The organism is Salinisphaera orenii subsp. orenii MK-B5, assembly GCF_003788635.1.
Classification (GTDB): Bacteria; Pseudomonadota; Gammaproteobacteria; order Nevskiales; family Salinisphaeraceae; genus Salinisphaera; species Salinisphaera orenii.
Genome location: NZ_AYKH01000016.1, coordinates 42,533 through 65,662, shown reverse-complemented (window position 1 = coordinate 65,662; position 23,130 = coordinate 42,533). Strand labels below are relative to the sequence as shown.

The window sequence follows — 23,130 nt, the reverse complement described above, 5'->3', positions numbered from 1 at the left end:
CCTATGCCGGCCCGCTCGGGCTGATCCTCAACCCGAGCTTCGACGCCCACCGCTATTCCAACCTGCCGTTCGCCTCCACGCTCAACGGCAGTTGCACCAACGTCTGCCCGGTGAAGATCAATATCCACGAACAGATCTTCGGCTGGCGCCAGGTGCTGGCCGAAGAGGGCCATCTGCCGTGGACCAAGAAGACCGGCCTGACCGCCGCCGGCCAGGTGCTGGCCAGCCCCAAGGGCTACCGGATGGCGATCAAGACGACGAACTCCGCGCTCAAGCACCTGCCGCGCTGGGCGCTCTATAACCGTATGAACGTATGGGGCGAAGGTCGCGAAATGCCCAGCCCGCCGGAAAACGGCACTTTCCACGACTGGTACAAGCGTAACCGACTGAGCGGCCAAGAGAAAACGTCGGCCGGCGGGGCCAACGAATGAGCGCGCGCGACGATATTCTTGGCGCTATCCGCGCCAACAAGCCGGCCATGAACGCCCCCGCGCCCGCCGTGCCGAACTACGACGACCGCTACCCGCAGGACGCGGACGGCCTCGCCGCCCTGTTCGCCGAACGCCTGGCCACCATGGGCGGCACCTGGCACGCGCTGACCGACGGCCAAGGCGTCGACGCCGCCCTGCAGGAAGCGCTCGCCGACAAGCTCGGCAAGCCGTTCGAGGAGGCCGTCATCGCCTCGAACGTACCGGAAGTCGCCGGCAACCGCGCGCTGACCGACAGCGACGATCCGGGCAGCGTCCACGACGTGGACATCGCCGTGCTGCGCGCCCGCTTCGGCATCGCCGAAACCGGCAGCGTGTGCTTCACCGAAGCCGAACTCACCGTCAACGCCGTCGCCTACCTCGCCCAGCACCTCGTCGTACTGCTCGACCCGGGCGAAATCGTCACCAACATGCACCGCGCCTACCAGCGCGACGACTTCGTCAACGCCAACTACACCGTCTTCCACACCGGCCCCTCGGCCACCGCGGATATCGAAGGCGTTCTCGTGCGCGGCGCGCAGGGCGTGCGGTCTTTGACGGTGATTCCGGCCCGTTGATCGCGGCGCAACCCGATATCACCTCCATCGACCGGGATGACGTAATCTTCCGATTGTGACGTCCTGCCCCGCCTTGTCGTGAATCCCAGCGCCGACACACCGATCCTGATTTATGAAGACGCCGACCAGTCGGTCGACGTGCGTCTGGATACGGCTCGGGAAACCGTTTGGTTAACACAGCGGCAGATGGCTGATGTATTCGACACGTCGACCGACAATATCGGTCTTCATTTGAAGAATATATTCCAGGACGGGGAATTAGAGGCCGCGGCAACTACCGAGGAATCCTCGGTAGTTCGCCAAGAAGGTCAGCGCCAGGTTCGCCGTTCAGTTCAGCACTACAACCTGGACGCCATCATCTCCGTGGGCTACCGCGTCAACTCAAAGCGCGCCGTCCAGTTTCGCCAATGGGCCACCCGCGTTTTACGCGAACACCTGCTGCAAGGCTGGACGCTGGCGCGCCAGCGCTTCGACACCAACGCCCGCGAACTCGAAGCGGCGATGGCCCTGCTACGCAAGACCGCACAAAGCCCGGCGCTCGATGCGACCAGCGGCCGTGGCCTGGTGGATATCGCGACACGCTACGCCCAGACTTTTCTGCTGCTGCAACGCTACGACGAAGGCCTGCTGACCGAGCCCCAGGCGCAATCCGGCGGTCATCTACCCACGCTCGACGAGGCCCGAACCGCGCTCGCCGAGCTCAAGGCCGGGCTGATCGAACGCGGCGAAGCCACAGACCTGTTCGCGCGAGAACGCGGCGAGGCTTTCGAGGCGCTGCTCGCGAATCTGGATCAAAGCGTATTCGGCGAACCCGCTTATCCGTCCGTTGAGGCCAAGGCCGCCCACCTGCTCTATTTCGTGGTGAAGAACCACCCGTTCACCGACGGCAACAAACGCAGCGCTGCCTTCCTATTCGTGAACTTCCTGCACCGCAACGATCGCCTGTTCAACGAACGCAGCGAGGCGATCGTCAACGACGTGGGTCTCGCTGCGCTCACGTTGCTGGTGGCCGAATCCGATCCGGCAACCAAGGACGTGATGATTCGCTTGGTCATGAATATGCTCGCGGCGCCGGATTGATCGGCACGCCCTCGATTGCGGCATGCCGGACCTGCTCAATGCGCGCTCGACGATTGTCTGTACGCCTCGCCAAAGCGCCGGTCCTGTTCCCGCATGGCGGGGCCAATCATCGGTTCCAGGCCAAACCGCACCCGTACGGCATCGCCCGTGGGCTGGTAGTCATTCGGCTTGCTTATATCTTCCGCGATGCGCTGCATTAAATCGACGGTGCTCCAATCCTCGCCGCCCGCCAGAAGCCACGAAATCATCAAGTCGTAATTGTTGATGCTCGCCAGCACGGAACGCGAATTGGTCTTGGCAATACGCACCGGCTGCATGGCTGCGAGTTCCGCCTCGATCTGCACCTCCGGGACACGCAGATAACGCAGTAGATACGGCAAATCGTGCTGAAACCGTTCGACCAACGTGGCATAAGGCGCGGCCGGCAAAATAAGCGCAATCCGCGAATACTCCGCGACCGCGATCACGAACGGTTTACGTGCGTAGCGCACCACATTCGCCGACCAGTCGCCCAGGCAGTTCGTTGGCGCACAGAGGTCAGCCGCGGGCTTTGTCTTGAGAGGCTTGAGCAGTTTGGCGGTACAGCGCAGTGCAGTCATAGGCCACAGTCCGATCAAGAAAACTTGTCCTTCGGCACGCTACAATAATACGCTCGGACTCGCGTTCCCACGATTGCCAGCTCGAACGCCAGCAGCGCATTAATATAAGCTCCACAGACGAGCGGCGAGCACGCTGAATTTAAGCGCAGAGCCCATGGTGGCCAAACAGCGGCATAAAGCCATGCTACCCCTACGTGACCCGATACCCGGGATCGCTTAATCTAGTCTGCGATGAACATAGTCGAACCATATTCCAATGAATTGGCGTTGGTGGCCCGACGCTATGGCGTGGCGCGCCTGGAATTGTTTGGTTCTGCCGCTACGCAGCAATTCGACCCGGAAACCAGCGACCTGGACTTTCTGGTCGAATTCAAGAGCGACGACGACCCCAGCGGCAAGTTCGACGCTTTCTTCGGTCTTCAGAACGAACTGAGTCGGCTGTTCGATCGCCCTGTCGATCTTGTCAGCACCAACGCGATAAAAAACCCGTACTTCTTGAAGAGCATCGAAAAAACGCGGCAGGCAGTTTATGTCGCGTGACGTCGCGATGTATTTGTACGACATGCAACGAGCCGCCAAGGCGATCCGGGAGTTTTGCCGAGACAAAACCTACCCGCAATACTCCCGTGATCTGTTGCTGCGCTCCGCCGTCGAGCGCCAGTTCGAAATTATCGGCGAAGCGCTCAACAAGCTCGGCCGCCTCGACCCAGCCGCGCAAGCGCGCGTACGTGACTATAGAAATATCATCAGCTTCCGCAACATTCTCATCCACGGATATGCCGAGCTGGACGATGGCCTGGTCTGGAGCGCCGTCATCGATCGTTTACCCCAACTGGAAACAGACGTAAACGCCCTTATCGCTGAATTCGGCTGAACGCAACCGGATATTCATATCGCTGCGTCTGCGCGCGCCGCTTGCAACGACTTCAGCGTGCGCTCGCGTTCATCCTTCCAGCAAATCCGCCCATTCGCACTGCCGCCGACCAGCACACCGGCCGCCAGCGACGGCGAATTGAAGCGGAAATCCTGTTTGAATCGAAGCAGCTGGGCGTCACACATCAGAACGCCACGATCCCGCCGCTGATGCCGAAAATCCCGTATGTATTCGTGGATCGAGTCGGCTTTGTTAACACTTTCAGTGAGCCATACACTCGCAAAAGCAGATAGACGGAAAACCTTAGAAACGGCAATCTAAACGCAGAATTACCATTGAGCTACGCCGATGCTGCTAACGGTCGCAGAGTATAAAAACGCCATCGAACAAGATCTCGATAGCTTTATACACCGACTCCAGGATCTGACCGGACGGCAATCTCCCGAAGAACGCAACGCCTGGCAGCACTCGCTTCCTGTATTAGCTGAAATGCTTTCTGCACCGGCATTAAACGACTTGCATCTTTTCTTCGCTGAAGGCGCAGGCCATGTCGACGTCGAATATCAGCTACCGGCTACTGCTTCCTGGTGTGACGCTGTGCTGCTCGGAAATGCCGCTGGTCGGCCTTCTGCGGTTATCATCGAACTCAAGCACTGGCTGCTCAACGGCGATACGCCCGGCTCCGCAGAAGGACTGATCAATCGTCGAGGCCGCGATGTATTGCATCCCAGCGACCAAGTTCGCGGCTATACCGAGTATTGCCGTCGTTACCATACCGCCGTTCAAGATTCGCACGCTGCCGTGGATGGCTGCGTGCTATTCACCCGCTCGGGTAACGCCACGGCTTACAGCGCTGCCCCAAATCGCGGCCTGACCCTCAACTATCCAATATTCACTACAGCCGCTAACGACATCGAAGCACGGTTTCCAGACTTCCTCCGCACACGGGTTAACACGCCCGATGAGGAGTTCGCTGCACGGTTTTCGGCTGGGGGTTATCGGCAGGAGCGTGGCTTCGTCGCCCAGATCGGCCAACAGCTTCTCGATTCGACGAAGGACCCTTTCGTGCTTCTGGAAAACCAGCGCGCGGCGCTTTCGCTGTGCCGCGAACGCACGTCACGCTACCTGGACGAACGCATGGGCGATGCACCGAAGCGCGTCGTTATCGTAGAGGGGCCGCCGGGCAGCGGCAAATCGGTGGTGGCGGCGAAGCTGTGGGCCGCCCTGGTCACCGACGACACGACGCGCGAGGGCGATCTTGTCTTTACCACAACTTCCCAGAGCCAAAACAGCAACTGGACACAGATCTTCCGTGATGCGGCACAACGAGCAAGTGCCGCAGGCGTGGTCAAGAAAGTAAATCAGTACTATCCGGCCACGACCCACGATATCGGCCGCCTGCGTCGCCAGCATGGGAAGTCGTTATTCAGCGATTCACAGCAATGGCGCCAGAATTTGCGCCATCTCGCGGCTATGAACACACCACGATATGGCGCCGAGAACGATGCCTACCTCGTGTCGTTGGTGGATGAGGCTCATGCATTGATCAATCCCGAACAAATCGCGGGCCGCGGACAATTTGGCTTTCCGGCGCCACTCGGCCCTCAAGCCTTTCACGTGATGCGCTGTTCCCGCCTGACGGTATTTTTCCTCGATCCCGAACAGGGCTTTCGCGACCGAGAGAACACTAGCCGCGAGGATATTCACGCTTGGGCGCGGGAACTTGACGCGGAGGTGGAGACGATCAGCCTTGAGGACACCCAATTTCGTTGCGCCGGCTCACGCGAGTACGTGGAATGGCTCGACTCAGTATTCGAGAATATCAATCCGCGCTTCGCGGCTAGGAACGCCCGGCGCTGGCTCGCATCACCCGGACGGCAACCGGGGGCGACTGGACTATCCCAAGTCGCCGAAAAACCGACACGCTACCGTAGTTCATCGAACTCCAACCGTATGGCTTTCGAGATATTCGATACGCCCACCGAACTGGAACACGCACTGCGCGCGCAAATCGAACACGGTCGTTCGGCACGCATCCTGGCGAGCTATTCGCGTCCATGGTCGTCACGAGATTTTCCTGATCCCCACAACGCGCCAGCTGAACTAAACGACTTCCGCATTGCCATCGGCAATGGCCAGGAGTGGCGGCGTCCTTGGAACTACGTCCCGAACAACGACTACGCATTCTTCGTGCAAGCCCGCCCAGGTAGCCCGATGGCAAACGATCCCTTATGCGAAGTGGGCTGCACCTACGCCGTTAGGGGTTTCGATTTTGACTACGTCGGGATTCTTTGGATGAGCGATCTCGTATGGCGCACGAACCGTTGGTGCGTCGATCCGCAGCACGTTCACGAATCCGGCGTTATCAATACGGCGAGCCGTGCAAGGCGCGAACGCGATCCCGACACTGAGGCTCGCGACCAACTCTTACAGTCGGTCAAGCAGGCCTATCGCATCCTGCTTACGCGGGCGTTGCGCGGCGTATACCTTTGGATTGAAGACGAGGAAACGCGAAAACATCTCAAGCAGGCAGTCAAGATTTGAAGCAATACACTCGAAGCGACAGCGTCGCGTATACCGCCATTCGTCAGCACGTCATCGCCACCATTTTGCCGAAAACATGTGGCCACTGAACGAGTGCAACGCTACGCATACAACCGTATTCGCCTTGGCAGTCGCATTCGAGATCGCTTTAGCATGTCAGGCGGTGCCGGACTCGATTCGCCGAGCCGCGATGCGGCGGCTCGAAACACCGACTTCGACTGATCGCAGCCTTCGATAATTGCGGCGCATAGCCGCTGGCTAACCGTTGTTTCTGGCCACGCATTCTTTAACGCCTCACGATCGTCACCAAGTCCGTTCGTATTGGCCAGCCCATAGCGAAGCGACATGCCGCACGGACAACCCCAAACCCAATCCTCCAACATCCACCACCTGCGCGTGGGCGACTTTGTCGTCACGACCATCCAGGACGCCTATCTGCAAGGTGGGTTCGGGCTGATCTCGAATCTGGACGAGGCGACGGTGCAGGATCTGCACGCGGCAAGCCGGCGGCCGACACCGCCGAAGATCACGCTGAACTGTTATCTGGTGGATACGGGTGACGAGCGGATTCTCATCGATACCGGGCTGGGCGGTCTGGTGGGCGATGAAGGCGCGCGGCTGGGCGCCGGGCTCGATGAGATGGGGCTGACGCCGGCGGATATCGACCGCGTGATTCTCACCCACAGCCACCCGGACCACCTCGGCGGGTTGATCGATGGCGACGACAATCCCGTCTTTCCGCAGGCCGAGATTTTCGTACCGGCCGGCGAGCTGGATTTCTGGCGCGGCGCGGTGCCGGATGATCCGAGCGACATGCTGCGCAATCAGTTCGCCAATGCACAACGGGTGTTCGATGCGTGTGCGGCAAATCTACGCGCGATCGATGACGATGCGATCATGCCCGGCATCACACGCTATCCGCTGCCCGGCCATACACCGGATCACAGCGGTTATCGGATCGAATCCAACGGCGAGCGTCTGCTGATCGCGGCCGATATCGTGCACTTGCCGCAGATCCAGTTCCCGCGCCCGGATGCGCATGTGATGTTCGATACCGACCCGGAACAGGCGGTGCACTCACGCCAGGCGCTGTTCGCCGAGGTCGCGGCGACCGGCGAGCTGATCGCCGGCCACCATATCGACTTCCCCGGCATCGGCCATGTGGTGGCCGACGGCGATGGCTATCGTTTTCTGCCGCACGTGTGGTCGCCGTTCGTCTGAATAGAACGGGCGACCGGCCGCGCGGCTAGTCGGTTTCGCGAAACCGCGTCATCTGCTCGAGCGTGTCCCGGATCGCAGCCGGCGACGGGCCGTCTTCACGCGGGCGATAGTCGCGGTCGACGGCCTTGACCGGGCCGATCGGCGGAAACTCGATGAACCCGTCCTCGGTCATCGCGGCGTGGCGGCGGTAGCGCGCCATGATCAACGGCAGCCGGTCGGCCGGCTCGAACAGGTCGTGGCCGACGCTGGTGGCGCGGTAGGCGTTGTCCACGCCCAGCGCGTGGTCGAGCAGCGTGGGCGCGACGTCGAAGAAGCTCGTGAGATGCTCGACCCGCCGGCCGGGCTCGCTGCGGCCCGGCCAGTGCACGATCATGGGCACGCGGGTCTGGTAGCGGCTGAAGTTGCCGTTGTGGCCCCAGTAGTTCAGGCCCAGATCGTTGAACTCCTGCCCGTGATCGCCGGTGACGATGACGATGGTCTCGTCCATCAGGCCTTCCGCCTCGAGCTTGTCGAAGACCTTGCCGATGAGCCCGTCCACGAAATGCACCGAGTTGCGGTAGAGGTTGTGCAGGCCGGTGGGGTCGGTGTCCTCGTCCAGCGACAGATAGTTGACCGCATCCCAGCTCGGCTGGAACGGGCGCGGGGCGTCGTCCGGCAGGTCATAGGCGTGCGGCGAGTCGTGGAAGACCAGACCAAAGAACGGCGGATCGGTCGCCGGGTCGCGGTCGTTCAGATACGCGATGAAGTCGCGATTGGCGTCGATGTCGCGTGCCGGCGAGGAATGCCCCTCGGACTCCATCCGCAGGTCCGGCATGTGGGCGAAGATGGTGCGGTCGAACTCGGGCGAGGACAGCGGCGCGCTGCGGAAGATGTCGAAGTCGTAGCCGAGCGCCTGCAGCCGATTGACCAGCGCCGGCCGCGTGCTGCTGTTGAGCGCGCTCTGCCAGTAGGTGCCCGGAATGCCGTAGAACAACGAGAACATGCCCATGCGCGTGGCGTTGCCACCGCTGTAGTGGCGCGTGAACCGCGTGTTCTCGCGAGCGAATTCGGCGATGTGCGGCGACACCTGCGCGTTCATCGCATCGCCGCGCCAGGAGTCGATGACGATGAACAGGATATTGGGCCGCTCCGCCGGCCGGTGCGTGTCCAGCGGCTCGCGCGGATAGTCCAGCGCACCGCCATCGGTTTCCGTGCGCGGCGCCCGGGCGACCTCGTAGCCGCGGTCGGCGAGAAAGCCCTTGGCCGTCAGCGGCTCGTAGCCGGGCAGCAGCTGGGTCTGACGGGTGACGGCGCCGCGGCCGGCGGCGTCGGCATAGGCATGGTAGAGATTCGTGCCCAGCAGCAGCACAACGAACGCACCCGCCACCGCGTAGCCGTCGCGCCGGTGCGGCGTGCGGGTGACGAACCGCCAGACCAGGCGCGCGAGCACCGCATGAGCCAGCGCCACGCCGAGGGCGATCAGCCCCGCCTGAATCTTCATCAGCGTCGAGAACTCGAAGGTCTCGGCCGAGGCGTCGGAGAAGAACAGCGCCACCAGCGCGCCGTTCAGATGGAAGCGGTACTGCTGAAAGACCAGGGTATCGACCAGCAGCAGACAGCTCAGCACGACGTTGATCGCCCACGCCAGCGGCACCACCACGTGCCGCAGCGGCGCGATCAGCGCCAGGAGCATCACCGGCAGCAGCGGTATCAGCGCCACGGAGACGAAGTGCGCGAAGAACATCGCCACGCCGAAGGTTCGCGCCGCCCAGCCGTCGGCGAGATCGCCGACATCCAGATAGCGCAGCGCGATCAGCGACAGCACGAGCGTGTTGACGACGACGAGCCAGCCCAGCCAGCGCAGCAGTTCGCCGCGCCGGACGGCCCGATCCACAGGGTTCAACATTGCGAGGAGGCGTTGAATTTCTGCGATATGAGACAAGTCTGCCTGTCATGGTTCCGCAACCGGGGCGTCAAGATCGCGTCAACGGGCGGCCATCGCCGGCGGCGACACCGGTGTTAGCCTGACAGCAACACCCAAAGCACAAGCGCTCATGGCACCGGAACACAGCGCCCGCATCGGTTTCATCGGCCTCGGCGTCATGGGCCGCGCGATGGCCCACAACCTGCTCGGGGCCGGCTTTGCGGTCACAGTCTGGAACCGCTCGCCGGCGGCATGCGAGGGCCTGGTCGCGGCCGGCGCCCGGCGGGCGGGACACGCCGCCGAGGCCGCGGCCTGCGACGTGCTCGTCACCATGCTGGCCGACGACGACGCCGTGCGCGCGGTGGTCGACGCGCACGACCTGATCACCGCCATGCCGGATCACGGCGTACACGTGAACATGGCGACCTGCTCGATCGAATGCGCCCGGGAGATGACCGCACGCCACGCCGAGGCCGGCCGCGACTACGTCGCCGCGCCGGTGCTGGGCCGGCCCGACATCGCCCGCGCGGCGCGGCTCAACATCGTCGCCGCCGGCGCCGCCCACGCCGTCGAACGCGCGCGCCCGGCGCTGACGGCGATGGGGCAGAACGTCTGGCCGGCCGGTGACGAACCCCATCGCGCCAACGCCATCAAGCTGGCCGCCAACTTCATGCTGGTGACCGCGGTGGAAGCCATGGGCGAGGCCACGAGCCTGACCTCGGCCTACGGCGTCGAGCCCGCGGATTTTCTCGAGATCATCACCGGTTCGGTGTTCGCGGCTCCGGCCTATCTCGGCTATTCCGGCGCCATGGCCGACCGCGACTACGACAACCCGGAAGGCTTCCGGCTGGCGCTCGGCGCCAAGGACATGAATCTGGCGCTGGCCGCCGCGCGGGCCGAACACGTGCCCCTGCCGCTGGCCGCGACCGCGCGCGAACGCCTGGTCGAAGCACTCGCGGCCGGCGAGGCCGACCTGGATCTGTCGGTACTGGCCGAAGGCTCGCGCCGGGCCGCCCATCTGGACGATCGCGACTGAGTCCCGACGGCCCGTCGGCGTGCCGGGCCATCGTCGCGATGCGAACATGCACGCTGCCGAGCCGGCGATTCGATCCCCCGGCCGGAGTCGATCGAACGGAGGCGGCAGCCTTCGGATCGCAGGCGGCGGCCCGGCGAACGCCCACGCGTCTCCGCTCGTCTGCCTGCGCCGCCCTGTCGACACACTCGACGTCGCCGCGATGCGGGCCCGACAACCGCCACGACGCATTCCGGCGCGCCCGGTCGCAGCCCGCGCGGCTGGCCGAAGCATGCCGCCGCACCGCGGCAGACGTTAGGATGAACGCTCGACACCGGAGCAGCGTATGGACCCCAGCAAGAACAGCCCTCTGAGCCGTCTGTTCGGGCGCTCGCCGTTCGACGCGGTGGCCGAGCACATTCGTCAGGTCGATCACGGCGCCGACCTGCTCGGCGCCTACCTCGAGGCCAGCGCGGCCGGCGACTGGGCGCGCGCGGACGGGCTGCACACGCAGATCGCGGAGTGCGAGCACGCCGCGGACGACCTCAAGGATCGGATCCGCCTGAACCTGCCGTCCACCCTGTTTCTCCCGATCTCGCGTTCGGATCTGCTGGTCCTGATCGAGGCGCAGGACAAGATCATCAACAAGATCAAGGATATCTCGGGCCTGATGACCGGGCGGCGGATGCAGTTCCCGGCCACGCTTGAGCAGCCGATCGGCGACTACATGCAGACCTCGATCGCCTCCGTGCACCAGGCGCGCAAGGTGATCGAGGAGCTCGACGAGCTGCTCGATTCGGGCTTCGGCCGCAACGTCGGCGAGATGATCGAGGACATGGTCGTCGAACTCGGCCGGCTGGAAAAACGCGCCGACGAGGAGCAGATCGACATCCGGCAGCGCCTGCTGGCGCTGGAAAGCGAGCTGCCGCCGCTGGAGGTGATGTTCCTCTACCGCGTGATCGACTGGATCGGCACGGTCGCCGACCGCGCCGAGCGTGTGGGTTCGCGCCTGCAGATCATGATGGCGCGATAGCCGGCGCATCCGCTAACCTGCGCGCTCCGCGCCGCGTCTCCCACCCGCCTCATGTCGATCATCGCGCAGCACGCCGACCTGTTCATCGTCCTGGCGTGCGTCTTCGGCTTCTTCATGGCCTGGGGCATCGGCGCCAACGACGTCGCCAACGCCATGGGCACCTCGGTCGGCTCGGGCGCGATCACGGTCTGGCAGGCCGTGCTCATCGCCGGCACCTTCGAGTTTCTCGGCGCCTGGCTCGCCGGCGGCCAGGTCACGGAGACGATCAGCGGCGGGCTGATCCGGCCGGAGGCCTTCGCCGACCAGCCCGAACTGCTGGTCTACGGCATGCTCGCGGCCCTGCTCGGTGCGGGCAGCTTTCTGGTGGTCACCTCCATGCGCGGCTTGCCGGTATCCACCGGCCAGTCGATCGTCGGCGGCATTCTCGGCTTCGCCCTGGTGGCCTTCGGGGTCGAGCCGGTGAACTGGGGCGCGATCGGCAAGATCGTGGCCAGCTGGGTCGTCTCGCCGCTGCTGGCGGGGCTGGTCGCCTTCGTGCTGTTCGAATCCATCCGCATGCTGGTGCTCAACCATCCGGATCCGGCCGCGGGTGCGCGCCGCTACGTGCCCTACTACGTCTTCCTGGCCGCTTTCGTGATCGCGCTGGTCACCCTGGTCAAGGGCCTGGCCCATATCGGCCTCACGCTCTCGACGACCACCAGCGTCGTCGGCGCGCTCGCGCTCGGCGCCCTTGCCGCCGTGTTCTCCGCACTGGTGCTGCGGCGGGTGGACCTGTCGGCCGAGGCCCGGGCCTCGGATCGCTATCGCAACGTGGAGCGGGTGTTCGGCTATGCCCAGGTGTTCACGGCGGCGACCATGGCGTTTGCGCACGGTTCCAACGATGTCGCCAACGCCGTGGGCCCGGTCGCGGCGGTCCTGAACGTGGTCGGCAACCCCGAGGCGGTCGGCGCGCGCTCGGAGCTGTCCGGCTGGGTGCTGGCCCTGGGCGGCGGCGGCATCGTGGTGGGGCTGGCGACCTACGGCCACCGGGTGATGCGCACGATCGGCACCCGTATCACCGAGCTCACACCCAGCCGCGGCTTCTCCGCCGAGCTGTCGGCAGCCTCGACCATAGTGCTGGCCACCTGGTTCGCGATCCCGGTCTCGACCACGCAGACGCTGATCGGCGGCGTGCTCGGCGTGGGCATGGCCCGCGGCATCCGCGCGCTGGACCTGTCGGTACTGGGCACCATCTTCATCGGCTGGCTGCTGACCCTGCCGGGCGCGGCCCTGTTCACCGCGATCTTCTATTTCCTGCTGCGGGCGCTGTTCTAGAGCCGATCCGGGCAGGGCCCGGGCGTGCCTCCGCCGGGCCGACATCATCGCGCCGGCACCCACGGCTCGGCTGCCTCGCGTGATCTTGCTCAGACGCGGGCGAGCCCGCGAGCTCATCGGCGCGGTCGCGGCCTCGAGCGCTACGCTCGCCGCATGCCGCGTCCGCCGCGGCGATTTCCGGCCGCGCCGCCACGTCGCACGGCAACGTCCCCGCGGAGGACGCGCCCGCTTACATCATCCCACCGCGTCGGCGCGCCCGTGCCAGGGCATCGTGCGCACCGGTGAACACCGGCCCCGATCAGAACGGCGGCGGGCGCCAAACAACGCTGAGAATCATGAATTCGGCACGGCGCTGTCGCCAGTCCACGCTCAGGCATGGGCGACCGGCCGTGGTCGATCGACGCGTTCGGCTCCGGCGAGGCGCAACAGATAGCGCGCCGATAAGCGCGCCGCGATCACGGGGCGCCCGGGCGGCGTCGCCGGCCGGCTCCGAGGGCGGGTAACGACCGGGGTTAGAGGCGCCCGGCGTCGCTGTCGTCCAGCGGGCCGCGGAGAAAACGCGAAACGGTCTCGAACAGCGCCGGGGCCCGCCGCTCCAGCAGCAGGAAATGGCCGCCGTCGGCGATCTCGGCGTACTGGCGATGCGCGCCGCCCAGGGCGTCGTAGAGCCCCAGCGCGTCCGCGCGCACCGCGGTGGCGTCCGTGCTGCCGCGCACCACCAGGGTAGGCCTGTCGATCGCGCCGGCGTCGTAGAGCGCGCGCCCGTCGAGCGCCTCGGCCAGATCCAGCAGCACGCCGTTGGGTGCACGCACAACTTCCGCCGGCTCGTCGGCGCACATCAGATCGAACCAGCGTTCGAGCACCCCGGGCGCGCGCCAGCGCGCGGGGTCGTCGCCGTCGAAGTCGGCGTCCCAGCGGGCCGCGGCCTGCGCCATCGTGACCGTGCGATAGGCGCCGAGCGCCCCCGGATCGCCGGCACCGCGGCGGCCGACCAGCGCCTGCAGCCGCGACGGGTCGCGGTGACGAAACACCGGCGCGAACAACACCAGACGGCCGATGGTGCCCGGCCGCGTGGCGGCGTACCCGCCGCAGGTCATCGTGCCCCAGGACCAACCCACCACATCCACCGTGTCCACCTCCGCGCGCTCGCGGATTGTCGCGATACAGTCGGCGATGTCGGCGATCGCGGCGTCCGCCCGGGCGAAGGGCGCGGCCCGCTCGGGCGGCCCGTCCATAGCCGCGGGCCGGGTCGAGCCGCCGTAGCCGCGCACGTCCAGGGCGTAGGCGGCATAGCCGTCGGCCACGGCGTGGGCCAGCCAGCTCGTGCCGGGGACATCGAACATCGCGCCGGGATAGGTCGCGCCGTGGATGAACAGTACCGCGCGCCCTGCCGCGGCGGGTGAAACACCCGCATGGCGTTCGCGCAGCCGGATGCGCTCGCCGGGGGCGTGGCTGCTGTCGACGTGGAGATCGGTCGTGGCCACGCGCTACTCCGGCCTGTCCTGCTGCTCGAAGTCGATCGCCTCGGTCTTGCGGGCGACGTTGTCGGCCACGAAGGCGCCGCGCTCGCCCATCGGCCGGGTGTGGCCGGCGGTGGTGTCGGCCGCGGTCTGGTATTCCAGCTGGGCGTTGAGCTCGCCGCCCACCAGCATGATCAGCACGGTGATGTAGAGCCAGGTGAGCACGACCACCACCGCCCCGATCGAGCCGTAGGTCGCCGAATAGGAACCGGAAAACGCGACATAGACCGAGAACGCGATCGAGCCGAGAATCCAGAACACCGTGACCGTCGCCGCACCCACCAGCACCCAGCGCCAGCGCGGCGCCCGCCGGCTGGGGGCGAAGCGGTACAGCCCGGCGATGCCGGTCATCAGCAGCAGGGCCGCGCCGCCGAGACCCAGGCCGCGACCGATGGTGACCACCCAATCCGCGAAGTCGAGGGCGGTCAGCACCAGCGGCACGCCCGCGGCCAGCAGCGCGATCGCGCTCAGCCCCAGGATGATCGCCAGCGTGAGCGCGAGCGAGACCGCGATCTGCACGAAGAAGTTGCGCGTCTCGCGTTCGGCGTAGACGACGTTGAGCGCGACCATCAGCGCGGTCGTGCCCTTGCGCGCGCTCCACAGCGCCAGCACCAGCGTGAACAGGGCGGCGAAGCCCAGCGAGGCCTCCGGACGACCGGCGATCTGGGTCATCTGAGCGGTGACGGTGTTGATGACGTCGGCCGGCACGATGCCCTGCATCGCCTGCATCTGGGCCACGACCTGTCCGGGGTCCTGAAACAGGCCGTAGATCGCCACGAAGGCGGCGATGCCGGGAAAGATCGCGAGCAGACCGTAGAACGAAACCCCCGCCGCGATGATGGACAGGTTGTTGTCGCCGAAGGCGTGATAGACGCGCAGCAGCACGTCGCGCCAGCCGATCAGCGGAATGGCGGCCGGATTGCGCGCGCGACGGCCGCGGCCGTCGTTGGCGACCTCGCCGTCGGGCGCCGGTCGCTGGGCGTTGCGTCGGTGCACCATCGAGTCCCACCTGCAAATGCGATGGTCGAGTATACGCACCGCGCACGACACGGTTGCGCGCGGCATGACAGCCGGGCGCGCCGGCACGTAGCATTTCGCCATGATCGCCGCCGAACGCCCGTCTATCCTTCTGCGCGGAGCGCGATCGTGAACCCGCGCCCGGCGTTCATCCGGCATCTGTACGTGCTCGCCGCGGCGCTGTTGTTCGCGCTCGGCGTGCTGGGCGTGTTCCTGCCGCTGCTGCCGACGACGCCCTTCATGCTAGCCGCCGTGGCCCTGGCCTCGCGCGGCTCGCCGCGTTTCGCCCGCTGGATCCGCGCCAACCGCTATGCCGGCCCGGCCATCGTCAACTGGGAACGCGACCGCGCGATCGCCCCCCGGGCCAAGCTGATCGCCCTGACGACGATCGCCGCGAGCGCGGGCATCGTCTGGTGGCACATCGACTACCGCCCGCTGGCGATCGGCGTGACCGCCGGGCTGTGCGGCGTGGCCGTGTTTCTGGCCACCCGGCCCACGCCGCCGCGCTAGGGCCTACTCGCCCAGACCGGCCGCACGCCCGCGGCGTGGCCGGCCCGGCGCGTCTATACGCGGCCCCGGGGCCGACGCCCGAGCGCGAGCCAGCGGTTCCCCTGCGCCCCGCGAACCATCGCGCCATGCCTGCGCGGCGGTTCGCGCCCGATTGGCCGCACCGCAATCCGCCTGCGATTTCAGGCCGCAGGACGGCGACGGCCGGGGAAGCGATGCCGAACGGGCGACGCGCACTCGGTGCCGCGCGGTTTGCGGGGTGGCCAGCGGCATCGGCGCACCCGCGGCCCATCGAACGCCCAGGATTGTACCGATCGTTCGATTCACGTTGACAGCCGCAACAGCCGCGGCGCAGTCTCGAATGCCGCCGCAATCAGATATTTGCAGCGGCAAGCACAACGACAACGATCATCGGAGGCGTGATGTACGACAAGCAGAATCTCAACCGGCTCGAGACCCTGAACGCCAGCGCCCCGGAGGGCATGGACGCCTTCTGGGCCTTCGACCAGGCCGCCTTCAAGGCAGGGACCATCGACGGCAAGACCAAGCAGCTGATCGCGCTGGCGGTGGCCATGACCACCCAGTGTCCCTACTGCATCGAGTTGCACACCGACGCCGCACGCGAGGCCGGCGCCAGCGATGCCGAGCTCGGCGAGACCGCGGTGGTCGCGGCGGCCATCCGCGCCGGCGGCGCGATCACCCACGCCACCCACATGTTCGACAAATAGGCCCACGGACCGGCCGGTTCACGGCACCGGCCGGTCGTCGGCCCAGCTCAGTTCGCGGTAGCGGGCGACGTCGTCCCCGAAGAACGGATACTTGACGATCTCGAAGTAGGGCGAGTGGTCGAAGTCGCGCGGCGTCACCAGCCGGGCGTTGCGGCGGTGCAGGACGACCTCGCCGTGGGGCCCGCGGTGCATCTCCGGCAGGATCGGATAGCGCACGCGGGCGAACGCCCGCGCGATGAGCGTGGAGCAGATGGTGCGCGCCATGTCGCCGTGGCCGGCCTCGAACAGGCTCGAGCGCCAGCGCCGTGGCAGCAGGCCGTAGGGGAAGAAGAACCGCAGCAGATCGCCGATCTGGCGCAGGTTGTATGGCGCGCCGAGCCGCGCCAGCGCGAACGCCACCACGGTCTGGGCGTCGCGCACGCTCAGTTCGCGCGCCCGGCACAATCGCAGATGTTCCCGTGCGTAGCGCGTGATCGGCGACAGATGCACGCCGCGGCCGATCTCGGCCTCCAGCAGCACGGGCATGTCGCCCGGAACGCCGGCATCCCGCAGCCGCGCCACCGCGTCGCCGGCGGCCAGATCGTCCAGGCGGCCGACATACAGCCCGGCGTGGGTCCAGGAGGACAGGGTCACGCTCTGGATGATGCCGGAGATGCGCGTGCGCCCCTCCACGAGCACCACATCGGCGGGACGGAGCTGCTCGCAGAGCCGCTCGAAGTCGTTGCGCGGCATGCCCAGCGGCCGGGTTTCCTGACGCAGCCATCGCGACACGCCGGCGATCACCCGGGCGCGCCAGTCGCGGGAATCGGTATCGCTCATGCGGCCAGCTTAGGGCGAGTCGACACGACATGCGAGCCCGCGCCAAGCGCTGTTCGCGGACACACGAGACGTGGTGCGCACTGGGGCGTCACGTCGCGCGATCGCGCCGGCACGCCGGATTGACGCGATAGAGTGCCTGTCGCACAGGGCCGGGCCACCCGAGAACGATCAGCCATCGGCACCCAGCGGCGTGGCAGGTCCTGATTGCGGTGCACCACGATCGGCGATTCGCGCCCCGCCAGCTACCGGACACGCCCGCCAGGGCGACGCGCGCATGACGTGTCTACCGGGCCCGGCGGCCGCTCGGTCTTCGGGCGACGACACCGAGACCCGCATGGTCGGCGTCGATCGGACACGGCCCGGGGGACAGGCCGGCCGGCTCCGGTGAGCCGACCGTCTACTGTATAATCCATGCATCAGGTCGATGCCGTCCCGCCGCGCAGACGTCGGCTGCGGCATCGCCATATGCCCGACAATGAAAGGATTCCGGTGGCCCGGCCGCGCACGATCGAACGCTCCAGCCTCGTCCTCGCCCTCCTCGCGGTCGGCGTGGGCATCGCGGCGGGGCTCGGCGCCGCCCTGTTCCGGGACCTGATCGCGATCTTCCACAACCTCGCCTTCTTCGGCGAGCTGTCGCGGATCTACGACGCCAACCAGCACACCGGCGTAAGCCCCTGGGGCGCCTGGGTGATCATCGTGCCGATGCTGGGCGCGGTGGCGGTGACCTTCCTGGTGCAGAACTTCGCCCCCGAGGCCAAGGGCCACGGCGTGCCCGAGGTCATCGACGCGATCTACTACCGCGGCGGCGTGATCCGGCCGACGGTGGCGGGGGTCAAGGCGCTGGCCTCGTCGATCTCGATCGCGACCGGCGGCGCGGTCGGCCGCGAGGGCCCGATCATCCAGATCGGCTCGGCGCTCGGCTCGGGCGTCGGGCAGGCTACGATGCTGCGCGAATGGCAGCGCAACACGCTCATCGCCGCCGGCGCGGCCGCCGGCATCGCCGCGACCTTCAACGCGCCGCTGGGCGGGCTGCTGTTCGCCATCGAGATCATCCTGCCGGAGACCTCCGGGCGCACGCTGATTCCGGTCGCCCTGGCCACCGGTGCGGCTTCGTTCGTGGGCCGGGCGCTGTTCGGCAACACGCCCTCGTTCGACATCCCGGCGCTGGCCAACAACGGCCTCGACCTGAACTCGCCGGAACTACTGCTGGTCTATCTCGTGTTCGGCGTGCTCATGGGCCTGGCGGCTTGGCTGTTCAACCGCAGCATCTATCTGTTCGAGGATCTGTTCGAGCGCCTGCCCGGCAACGCCTATCTGCGCCACGTGCTCGGCATGGGCTGCGTGGGGCTGATGATGTACGTGTTCGTGACCACGACCGGGCACTACTATGTCGACGGCGTGGGCTACGCGACCATCCAGGACATCCTCCAGAACGCGCTCACCGCGCCCGGCCTGCTGCTGCTCCTGTTCGCTGCGAAACTGCTGGCAACGTCGCTGACGCTGGGCTCCGGCGCTTCGGGCGGGGTGTTCTCGCCGGCGCTGTATCTCGGCGCGACCCTGGGCGGCGCTTTCGCCGTGGGCATGCAGCAGATCGCGCCGTGGTTCGAGCTGGATGTCGCGACCATGGCCGTGCTCGGCATGGCCGGCGTGGTGGCCGGTTCCACCGGCGCCGCGCTCACCGCGATCGTGATCATCTTCGAGATGACCCGCGACTACCACGTGATCATCCCGATGGTGATCATCGTCTCCATCGCCTACGGCATCCGCCAGTTCCTGACCGCCGACACGATCTACACCTTTAAGCTCAGCCGCCGCAATCACCCGGTGCCGGCCTCGCTGGAGACCAATCTGTTCATGCTGCGCAAGGCCTCGGACTTCTACGATCCGCGGGTCGTGCGGGTCGGCAGCACCCGCGGCATGGCCGAGATCCGCCGGCGCTTCCGCCGGTTCGGCCGGCAGACGCCGAACGTGCTGGTGCTCGACGCCGAAGGCGGCATCCAGTCGATCTTCTCCTCGCGCCGCCACTACCGGCTGACCGGGCGCGGGCGCATCCGCAGCTGGGCGGACGAGCACATGGAGCACGAATATATCGTGGTCGGCGCCGACGACCTGATCTTCGACATCGTCGGCCGGCTGCGGGCCGCCCACTGCGAGGTCGCACTGGTGACCCCGGACGGCCACATGAACCATCCCCGCGAGGTCCAGGGTGTCCTGACGCTGTCGGACGTGGCCCGTTCCAGCCGGCTGGCCCGCCAGATGGCGCGCCGCCGCGAGCCGCGCCACGGCCCGTCCGCCGGACGCTGACCGCCGGGCCCCGGTCGCGCCGCCACAGCCACCGCGCAACGAGGAGACGACATGCCGCACATCGACAGCAACGGCCAGCGACTGTTCTATATCGATACCGGCGGCGACGGTCCGCCGCTGCTGTTCTCGCACGGACTGCATATGGACCATCGCATGTTCGAGCCGCAGATCGAGGCGCTCCGACAAGACTATCGCTGCATCGCCTGGGACGAACGCGGCCACGGCGCCACCGTGACCGACGAGGCGCCGTTCTCCTACTACGATTCGGCCGACGACGCCGTCGGGCTGCTCGACGCTCTCGGCATCGAGCGGGCGGTCTGGATCGGCATGTCCCAGGGCGGCTATCTCTCCCTGCGGGCCGCACTCACCCATCCGGAGCGCGTCGCGGCACTGGCGCTCATTGACAGCCAGGCCCGGCCCGAGCCCGCCGAGCGCATCGAAACCCATCGACGGGCGGCCGCCCTCTGGGCCGAACACGGCCTGACGCCGGAGATGGCCGACAACATCGCCGCGCGCATCCTCGGCGACGACAGCGCCCACGCCGAGCAGTGGAAGTCGCGCTGGGCGGCGTCCTCCGCGGCCAATGTCGCCCGCATCTACGCCACCCTCGACACGCGCGATGACATCAGCGACCGCCTCGGCGAGATCGACGTGCCGGCGCTGGTCATCCACGGCGAGGCCGACCGCGCCATCGACATGACGCTCGCCGAGGAAATGGCCGCACGGCTGCCCCGGGCGGAGCTGGTGCGCATTCCCGGCGCCGGACACGCGGCCAACCTGACCCATCCGGCGGCGGTCAATCCGCCGCTGACCGCTTTTCTCGCCCGCGTCGCCGGCCGCAGCGGCGGCGCATGAGCCACCGCCGGCGCCGGGAACGGCACGTTTCTTGTATCGTTTCGTGCCGGGCCGCATCAGGGATTACGCCGTGAACGCGATCGCGCGCTATTTCGATTTCGACACGCTGGGCACGAACTTCCGCACTGAATCGGTGGCCGGGCTGACGACCTTCCTGTCGATGGCCTACATCCTGTTCGTGAACCCCAGCGTGCTCTCGCTGGCCAGCGCCGGCCCCGAGGCCGAGGCGCTGGGCATGCCGCGCGAGGCGGTATTCACCGCGACCGCGCTGGCCGCGGCCTTCGGTTCGCTGGTGATGGGGCTGCTGGCGCGCTTTCCGATCGCCCAGGCCCCGGGGATGGGGCTCAACGCCTTCTTCGCCTTCTCGGTGGTGCTCGGTATGGGCATCGACTGGCAGACGGCGCTGGCCGGCACCTTCGTCTCCGGGCTCATCTTCGTGGCACTGTCGCTGTCGCGCATCCGCCAGCGCATCATCGACGCGGTGGCCCCGGAACTCAAGCACGCGGTGGCCGCCGGCATCGGCCTGTTCATCGCCTTCATCGGTCTGCAGAACGCGGGCATCGTGCTCGACGACGACGCCCTGCTGGTGCGGCTGGCGCCGCTGACCACGCCGGAGACGCTGCTGGCGATCTTCGGCCTCGCGGTGACGCTGGTGCTGATGACGCTGCGCCTGACCAGCGCGATCTTCCTCGGCATGGTCGCCACCGCCACTGCGGGCATCGTCACCGGCCTGATCGAGCTGCCCAACCACATCGTCGGCCAGGTGCCGGACGTGACCCCGGTGGCCGGCGTGGCCCTGACCCGTCTCGACGAACTGTTCACGGCGAACATGCTGGTGGTGATCGCGACCATGCTGTTCGTGGACTTCTTCGACTCCGCCGGCACGCTCATGGGCGTGGCCCGACAGGCCGGGCTGATCCGCGACAACCGTCTGCCGCGCGCCGGCCGGGCGCTGTTCGCCGACGCCCTGGCGACCACTGCCAGCGGGCTGATCGGCACCTCCTCGACCACCGCCTACATCGAGTCCGCCTCGGGGGTCGCCGCCGGCGGCCGCAGCGGCTTCACCGCCGTCGTCGTGGGCGTGCTGTTCCTGCTGGCGCTGTTCTTCTCGCCGCTGCTGGCGGTGGTCACTTCGGCGGTGACCGCGCCGGCGCTGATCGTGGTGGGCGTGCTGATGTGCGCCTCGCTCAAGCAGATCGACTGGGAACGCTTCGAGACCGCCGCGCCGGCCTTCGTCACCGTGCTGATGATGCCGCTGACCTACTCCATCGCCACCGGCATCGCGCTGGGTTTCATCGTCTATCCGCTGACCATGGCCGCCGCCGGCCGCGCCCGCGACATCAACCCGCTGATGTACGCGCTGGCGGTCATCTTTCTGGGCTACTTCGTGTTCCTGCGGCCGGCCGGCTAGGCGCGCGAGCCAAGCTCGAACCTCGAGGTCAGGCCAGCCGTGCCCGTCCGGAGTCGCCGGCGGTGCGTCGGTCACGTCCGAAGTCGATAGTGGCGTGGTCCGTCGGCCACCGGCCACGGCGCCCGCGCCGCTCGCCATTCGGGCCCGGCGGCGCATCCGGCACCGGCCGGCCCGGCGACAGCCTGCGCCGAATCGACGACCCGGCGGCACGTCTTTGCGGGATCTGCCCGGCTAGTTCCCGAGGAACCGCCCCACCGGCCGCAGTTCCTCGATGTGGTCGCAGGTGACCTTGATGACCACGAGCAGCGGCACGGCCATGAGCATGCCGGCCACGCCCCAGAGCCAGCCCCAGAAGAACAGCGCCAAAAAGACCATGAGCGCGCTCATCTCGAAGCGTCGCCCGTGGATCGCGGGGGTGATGAAGTTGCCTTCCAGCACGTTCAACGCGAACACCGCGGCGGGGGCGGCGAGCACATGCGCCAGCGTGTCGAAGGTCGCGAACGAGGCCAGCGAGATGGCGGCCAGCGAGATCGCCGCCCCGGCGTAGGGCGCGAAATTGAAAACCCCGACCAGCACGCCCCAGAGTATCGGGTCCGGCAGACCGATCACCCAGAGCACGCCGGCGGCCGCGGCGCCGAGCACGGTGTTGATCACGGTCACTGTGAGCAGATAACGGCTGATGTCGCTCTGCAGATGGCGCACGATGCGCACGGCGTTGCGCCGGCTGCGGCCGGTACGGGTGAGGATGAGCAGTCGTCGAAGCAGGAAGCCGCGGCCGCAGAGCATGAAATAGAGCATGATCACGGTCATGAACAGGATGCCGCTCGTCCACTGCAGATTGGCCACGATCTGATCGCGAATGCCCTGATCGTTGATCGTGATGGTCCGGCGCGACGCCTCGCCTATCAGCTCGGAGGCGGCTTCCTTGATCTCCTCGGTGCTCTCGTTCATGTCCTGAATCTGCTGCTGCAGTTCGGACGTCTGCTGGCTGAAGGAGGTGAATGCCTGGGGGGCATGGTTGATCCAGTACTGCGCCGGCCCCATGAGAGCGTAGGCGCCGTAGATGACCAACGAGCCGAAACTGCCGAGAATCAGCAGCGCACTGATCCAGCGCGGCACGTACCAGCGCTGCAGCCTGGTGACCAGCGGCCCGAGCAGCAGATTGAAGATCAGCGCGAGCACTACCGGAATGAACACGAACCGCGCGAAGTACAGCGTATAGAGCACCAGCAGCGCCAGGATCGCGGTCATGATGAACGACCGCACCTGGATCGGCCGCTCGAACAGTCGCATCACGTAATTGTCCGGTGCCCGGTCGACCGGCTTCGACTCTTCAGCCATGCA

At 66.7% G+C, this 23,130-nt stretch carries 21 protein-coding genes and 1 pseudogene; 15 read left to right on the top strand and 7 right to left on the bottom strand.

Annotated features, from left to right (window positions below):
- The 3 genes and pseudogenes from SAOR_RS09620 to SAOR_RS09610 form a co-directional block, all read left to right on the top strand.
- A pseudogene (locus SAOR_RS09620) lies at positions 1-431 on the top strand (4Fe-4S ferredoxin); the annotation flags it as partial.
- Entirely contained in the window at positions 428-1,045 is a 618-nt protein-coding gene (locus SAOR_RS09615; protein WP_123631238.1) for a LutC/YkgG family protein, read from the top strand. The pseudogene SAOR_RS09620 and the gene SAOR_RS09615, both read left to right, overlap by 4 nt.
- 78 nt (positions 1,046-1,123) lie before the next feature.
- Complete coding sequence (locus tag SAOR_RS09610) at positions 1,124-2,125, top strand: virulence RhuM family protein/type II toxin-antitoxin system death-on-curing family toxin (RefSeq protein WP_185015621.1); 1,002 nt, start codon at positions 1,124-1,126, stop codon at positions 2,123-2,125.
- 35 nt (positions 2,126-2,160) lie between these two features.
- Here SAOR_RS09610 and SAOR_RS09605 read toward each other — a convergent pair whose 3' ends face one another.
- Positions 2,161-2,724, bottom strand: a complete 564-nt coding sequence (locus SAOR_RS09605) for a DUF6933 domain-containing protein (protein WP_123631237.1) — start codon at positions 2,722-2,724, stop codon at positions 2,161-2,163.
- Positions 2,725-2,955: 231 nt separating this feature from the next.
- Here SAOR_RS09605 and SAOR_RS09600 point away from each other — a divergent pair, with 231 nt between their 5' ends.
- Positions 2,956-3,264 (top strand): nucleotidyltransferase family protein, encoded by a 309-nt coding sequence (locus tag SAOR_RS09600; protein ID WP_123631236.1) that lies wholly within the window; start codon positions 2,956-2,958, stop codon positions 3,262-3,264.
- Complete coding sequence (locus SAOR_RS09595) at positions 3,254-3,598, top strand: HepT-like ribonuclease domain-containing protein (RefSeq protein ID WP_123631235.1); 345 nt, start codon at positions 3,254-3,256, stop codon at positions 3,596-3,598. The genes SAOR_RS09600 and SAOR_RS09595 overlap by 11 nt, the downstream gene beginning before the upstream one ends.
- Positions 3,599-3,612: 14 nt before the next feature.
- Here SAOR_RS09595 and SAOR_RS09590 read toward each other — a convergent pair whose 3' ends face one another.
- On the bottom strand, positions 3,613-3,825 hold the full coding sequence (locus SAOR_RS09590; RefSeq protein ID WP_281273436.1) for a DUF4357 domain-containing protein: 213 nt from the start codon (positions 3,823-3,825) through the stop codon (positions 3,613-3,615).
- A 121-nt stretch (positions 3,826-3,946) separates the two neighbouring features.
- On the opposite strand from SAOR_RS09590, the gene SAOR_RS09585 reads away from it, so the two are divergent.
- Positions 3,947-6,142 carry a DNA/RNA helicase domain-containing protein gene (locus SAOR_RS09585; protein WP_123631233.1) on the top strand — a complete coding sequence of 732 codons (2,196 nt, stop codon included), beginning with the start codon at positions 3,947-3,949 and terminating at the stop codon, positions 6,140-6,142.
- 345 nt (positions 6,143-6,487) lie between these two features.
- On the top strand, positions 6,488-7,363 hold the full coding sequence (locus SAOR_RS09580) for an MBL fold metallo-hydrolase (RefSeq protein WP_123631232.1): 876 nt from the start codon (positions 6,488-6,490) through the stop codon (positions 7,361-7,363).
- A gap of 25 nt (positions 7,364-7,388) precedes the next feature.
- Here SAOR_RS09580 and SAOR_RS09575 read toward each other — a convergent pair whose 3' ends face one another.
- Entirely contained in the window at positions 7,389-9,236 is a 1,848-nt protein-coding gene (locus tag SAOR_RS09575; RefSeq protein WP_185015620.1) for a DUF3413 domain-containing protein, read from the bottom strand.
- A 160-nt stretch (positions 9,237-9,396) separates the two neighbouring features.
- Here SAOR_RS09575 and SAOR_RS09570 point away from each other — a divergent pair, with 160 nt between their 5' ends.
- The 3 genes from SAOR_RS09570 (at position 9,397) to SAOR_RS09560 (ending at position 12,625) form a co-directional block, all read left to right on the top strand.
- On the top strand, positions 9,397-10,302 hold the full coding sequence (locus SAOR_RS09570; protein WP_123631230.1) for an NAD(P)-dependent oxidoreductase: 906 nt from the start codon (positions 9,397-9,399) through the stop codon (positions 10,300-10,302).
- 322 nt (positions 10,303-10,624) lie between these two features.
- Complete coding sequence (locus SAOR_RS09565; RefSeq protein ID WP_123589902.1) at positions 10,625-11,311, top strand: TIGR00153 family protein; 687 nt, start codon at positions 10,625-10,627, stop codon at positions 11,309-11,311.
- Between the two features lie 51 nt (positions 11,312-11,362).
- Positions 11,363-12,625, top strand: a complete 1,263-nt coding sequence (locus SAOR_RS09560; RefSeq protein WP_123631229.1) for an inorganic phosphate transporter — start codon at positions 11,363-11,365, stop codon at positions 12,623-12,625.
- A gap of 512 nt (positions 12,626-13,137) precedes the next feature.
- On the opposite strand, the gene SAOR_RS09555 is transcribed toward SAOR_RS09560, so the two are convergent.
- Positions 13,138-14,109, bottom strand: a complete 972-nt coding sequence (locus tag SAOR_RS09555) for an alpha/beta fold hydrolase (RefSeq protein ID WP_123631228.1) — start codon at positions 14,107-14,109, stop codon at positions 13,138-13,140.
- 3 nt (positions 14,110-14,112) lie between these two features.
- Positions 14,113-15,144 carry a YihY/virulence factor BrkB family protein gene (locus SAOR_RS09550; protein ID WP_185015619.1) on the bottom strand — a complete coding sequence of 344 codons (1,032 nt, stop codon included), beginning with the start codon at positions 15,142-15,144 and terminating at the stop codon, positions 14,113-14,115.
- Between the two features lie 147 nt (positions 15,145-15,291).
- Between SAOR_RS09550 and SAOR_RS09545 the strand changes: the two genes are divergently transcribed.
- Complete coding sequence (locus tag SAOR_RS09545; RefSeq protein ID WP_245965433.1) at positions 15,292-15,672, top strand: YbaN family protein; 381 nt, start codon at positions 15,292-15,294, stop codon at positions 15,670-15,672.
- A 419-nt stretch (positions 15,673-16,091) separates the two neighbouring features.
- On the top strand, positions 16,092-16,397 hold the full coding sequence (locus tag SAOR_RS09540; protein ID WP_123589898.1) for a carboxymuconolactone decarboxylase family protein: 306 nt from the start codon (positions 16,092-16,094) through the stop codon (positions 16,395-16,397).
- An 18-nt stretch (positions 16,398-16,415) separates the two neighbouring features.
- Here the strand turns inward: SAOR_RS09540 and SAOR_RS09535 are convergent, their stop codons facing one another.
- Positions 16,416-17,216 (bottom strand): YiiX/YebB-like N1pC/P60 family cysteine hydrolase, encoded by an 801-nt coding sequence (locus tag SAOR_RS09535; protein WP_123631226.1) that lies wholly within the window; start codon positions 17,214-17,216, stop codon positions 16,416-16,418.
- 465 nt (positions 17,217-17,681) lie between these two features.
- Between SAOR_RS09535 and SAOR_RS09530 the strand changes: the two genes are divergently transcribed.
- From SAOR_RS09530 to SAOR_RS09520, 3 genes are all read left to right on the top strand, one after another.
- Positions 17,682-19,520, top strand: coding sequence for a chloride channel protein (locus tag SAOR_RS09530; protein ID WP_123631225.1), 1,839 nt, complete (start codon positions 17,682-17,684; stop codon positions 19,518-19,520).
- 51 nt (positions 19,521-19,571) lie between these two features.
- A complete protein-coding gene (locus tag SAOR_RS09525) occupies positions 19,572-20,375 on the top strand; it encodes an alpha/beta fold hydrolase (protein ID WP_123631224.1) in 804 nt (267 codons plus the stop codon).
- 79 nt (positions 20,376-20,454) lie between these two features.
- Positions 20,455-21,786, top strand: coding sequence for an NCS2 family permease (locus tag SAOR_RS09520; protein ID WP_123631239.1), 1,332 nt, complete (start codon positions 20,455-20,457; stop codon positions 21,784-21,786).
- Between the two features lie 231 nt (positions 21,787-22,017).
- Here SAOR_RS09520 and SAOR_RS09515 read toward each other — a convergent pair whose 3' ends face one another.
- A complete protein-coding gene (locus SAOR_RS09515) occupies positions 22,018-23,127 on the bottom strand; it encodes an AI-2E family transporter (protein ID WP_185015618.1) in 1,110 nt (369 codons plus the stop codon).
- Positions 23,128-23,130: the final 3 nt, after the last annotated feature.

Coding starts and splice junctions, on each gene's coding strand:
- SAOR_RS09615 (WP_123631238.1), top strand. CDS start 428: ATGAGCGCGCGCGACGATATTCTTGGCGCTATCCGCGCCAACAAGCCG.
- SAOR_RS09605 (WP_123631237.1), bottom strand. CDS start 2,724: ATGACTGCACTGCGCTGTACCGCCAAACTGCTCAAGCCTCTCAAGACA.
- SAOR_RS09600 (WP_123631236.1), top strand. CDS start 2,956: ATGAACATAGTCGAACCATATTCCAATGAATTGGCGTTGGTGGCCCGA.
- SAOR_RS09595 (WP_123631235.1), top strand. CDS start 3,254: ATGTCGCGTGACGTCGCGATGTATTTGTACGACATGCAACGAGCCGCC.
- SAOR_RS09585 (WP_123631233.1), top strand. CDS start 3,947: ATGCTGCTAACGGTCGCAGAGTATAAAAACGCCATCGAACAAGATCTC.
- SAOR_RS09580 (WP_123631232.1), top strand. CDS start 6,488: ATGCCGCACGGACAACCCCAAACCCAATCCTCCAACATCCACCACCTG.
- SAOR_RS09570 (WP_123631230.1), top strand. CDS start 9,397: ATGGCACCGGAACACAGCGCCCGCATCGGTTTCATCGGCCTCGGCGTC.
- SAOR_RS09565 (WP_123589902.1), top strand. CDS start 10,625: ATGGACCCCAGCAAGAACAGCCCTCTGAGCCGTCTGTTCGGGCGCTCG.
- SAOR_RS09560 (WP_123631229.1), top strand. CDS start 11,363: ATGTCGATCATCGCGCAGCACGCCGACCTGTTCATCGTCCTGGCGTGC.
- SAOR_RS09550 (WP_185015619.1), bottom strand. CDS start 15,144: ATGGTGCACCGACGCAACGCCCAGCGACCGGCGCCCGACGGCGAGGTC.
- SAOR_RS09540 (WP_123589898.1), top strand. CDS start 16,092: ATGTACGACAAGCAGAATCTCAACCGGCTCGAGACCCTGAACGCCAGC.
- SAOR_RS09535 (WP_123631226.1), bottom strand. CDS start 17,216: ATGAGCGATACCGATTCCCGCGACTGGCGCGCCCGGGTGATCGCCGGC.
- SAOR_RS09530 (WP_123631225.1), top strand. CDS start 17,682: ATGCCCGACAATGAAAGGATTCCGGTGGCCCGGCCGCGCACGATCGAA.
- SAOR_RS09525 (WP_123631224.1), top strand. CDS start 19,572: ATGCCGCACATCGACAGCAACGGCCAGCGACTGTTCTATATCGATACC.
- SAOR_RS09515 (WP_185015618.1), bottom strand. CDS start 23,127: ATGGCTGAAGAGTCGAAGCCGGTCGACCGGGCACCGGACAATTACGTG.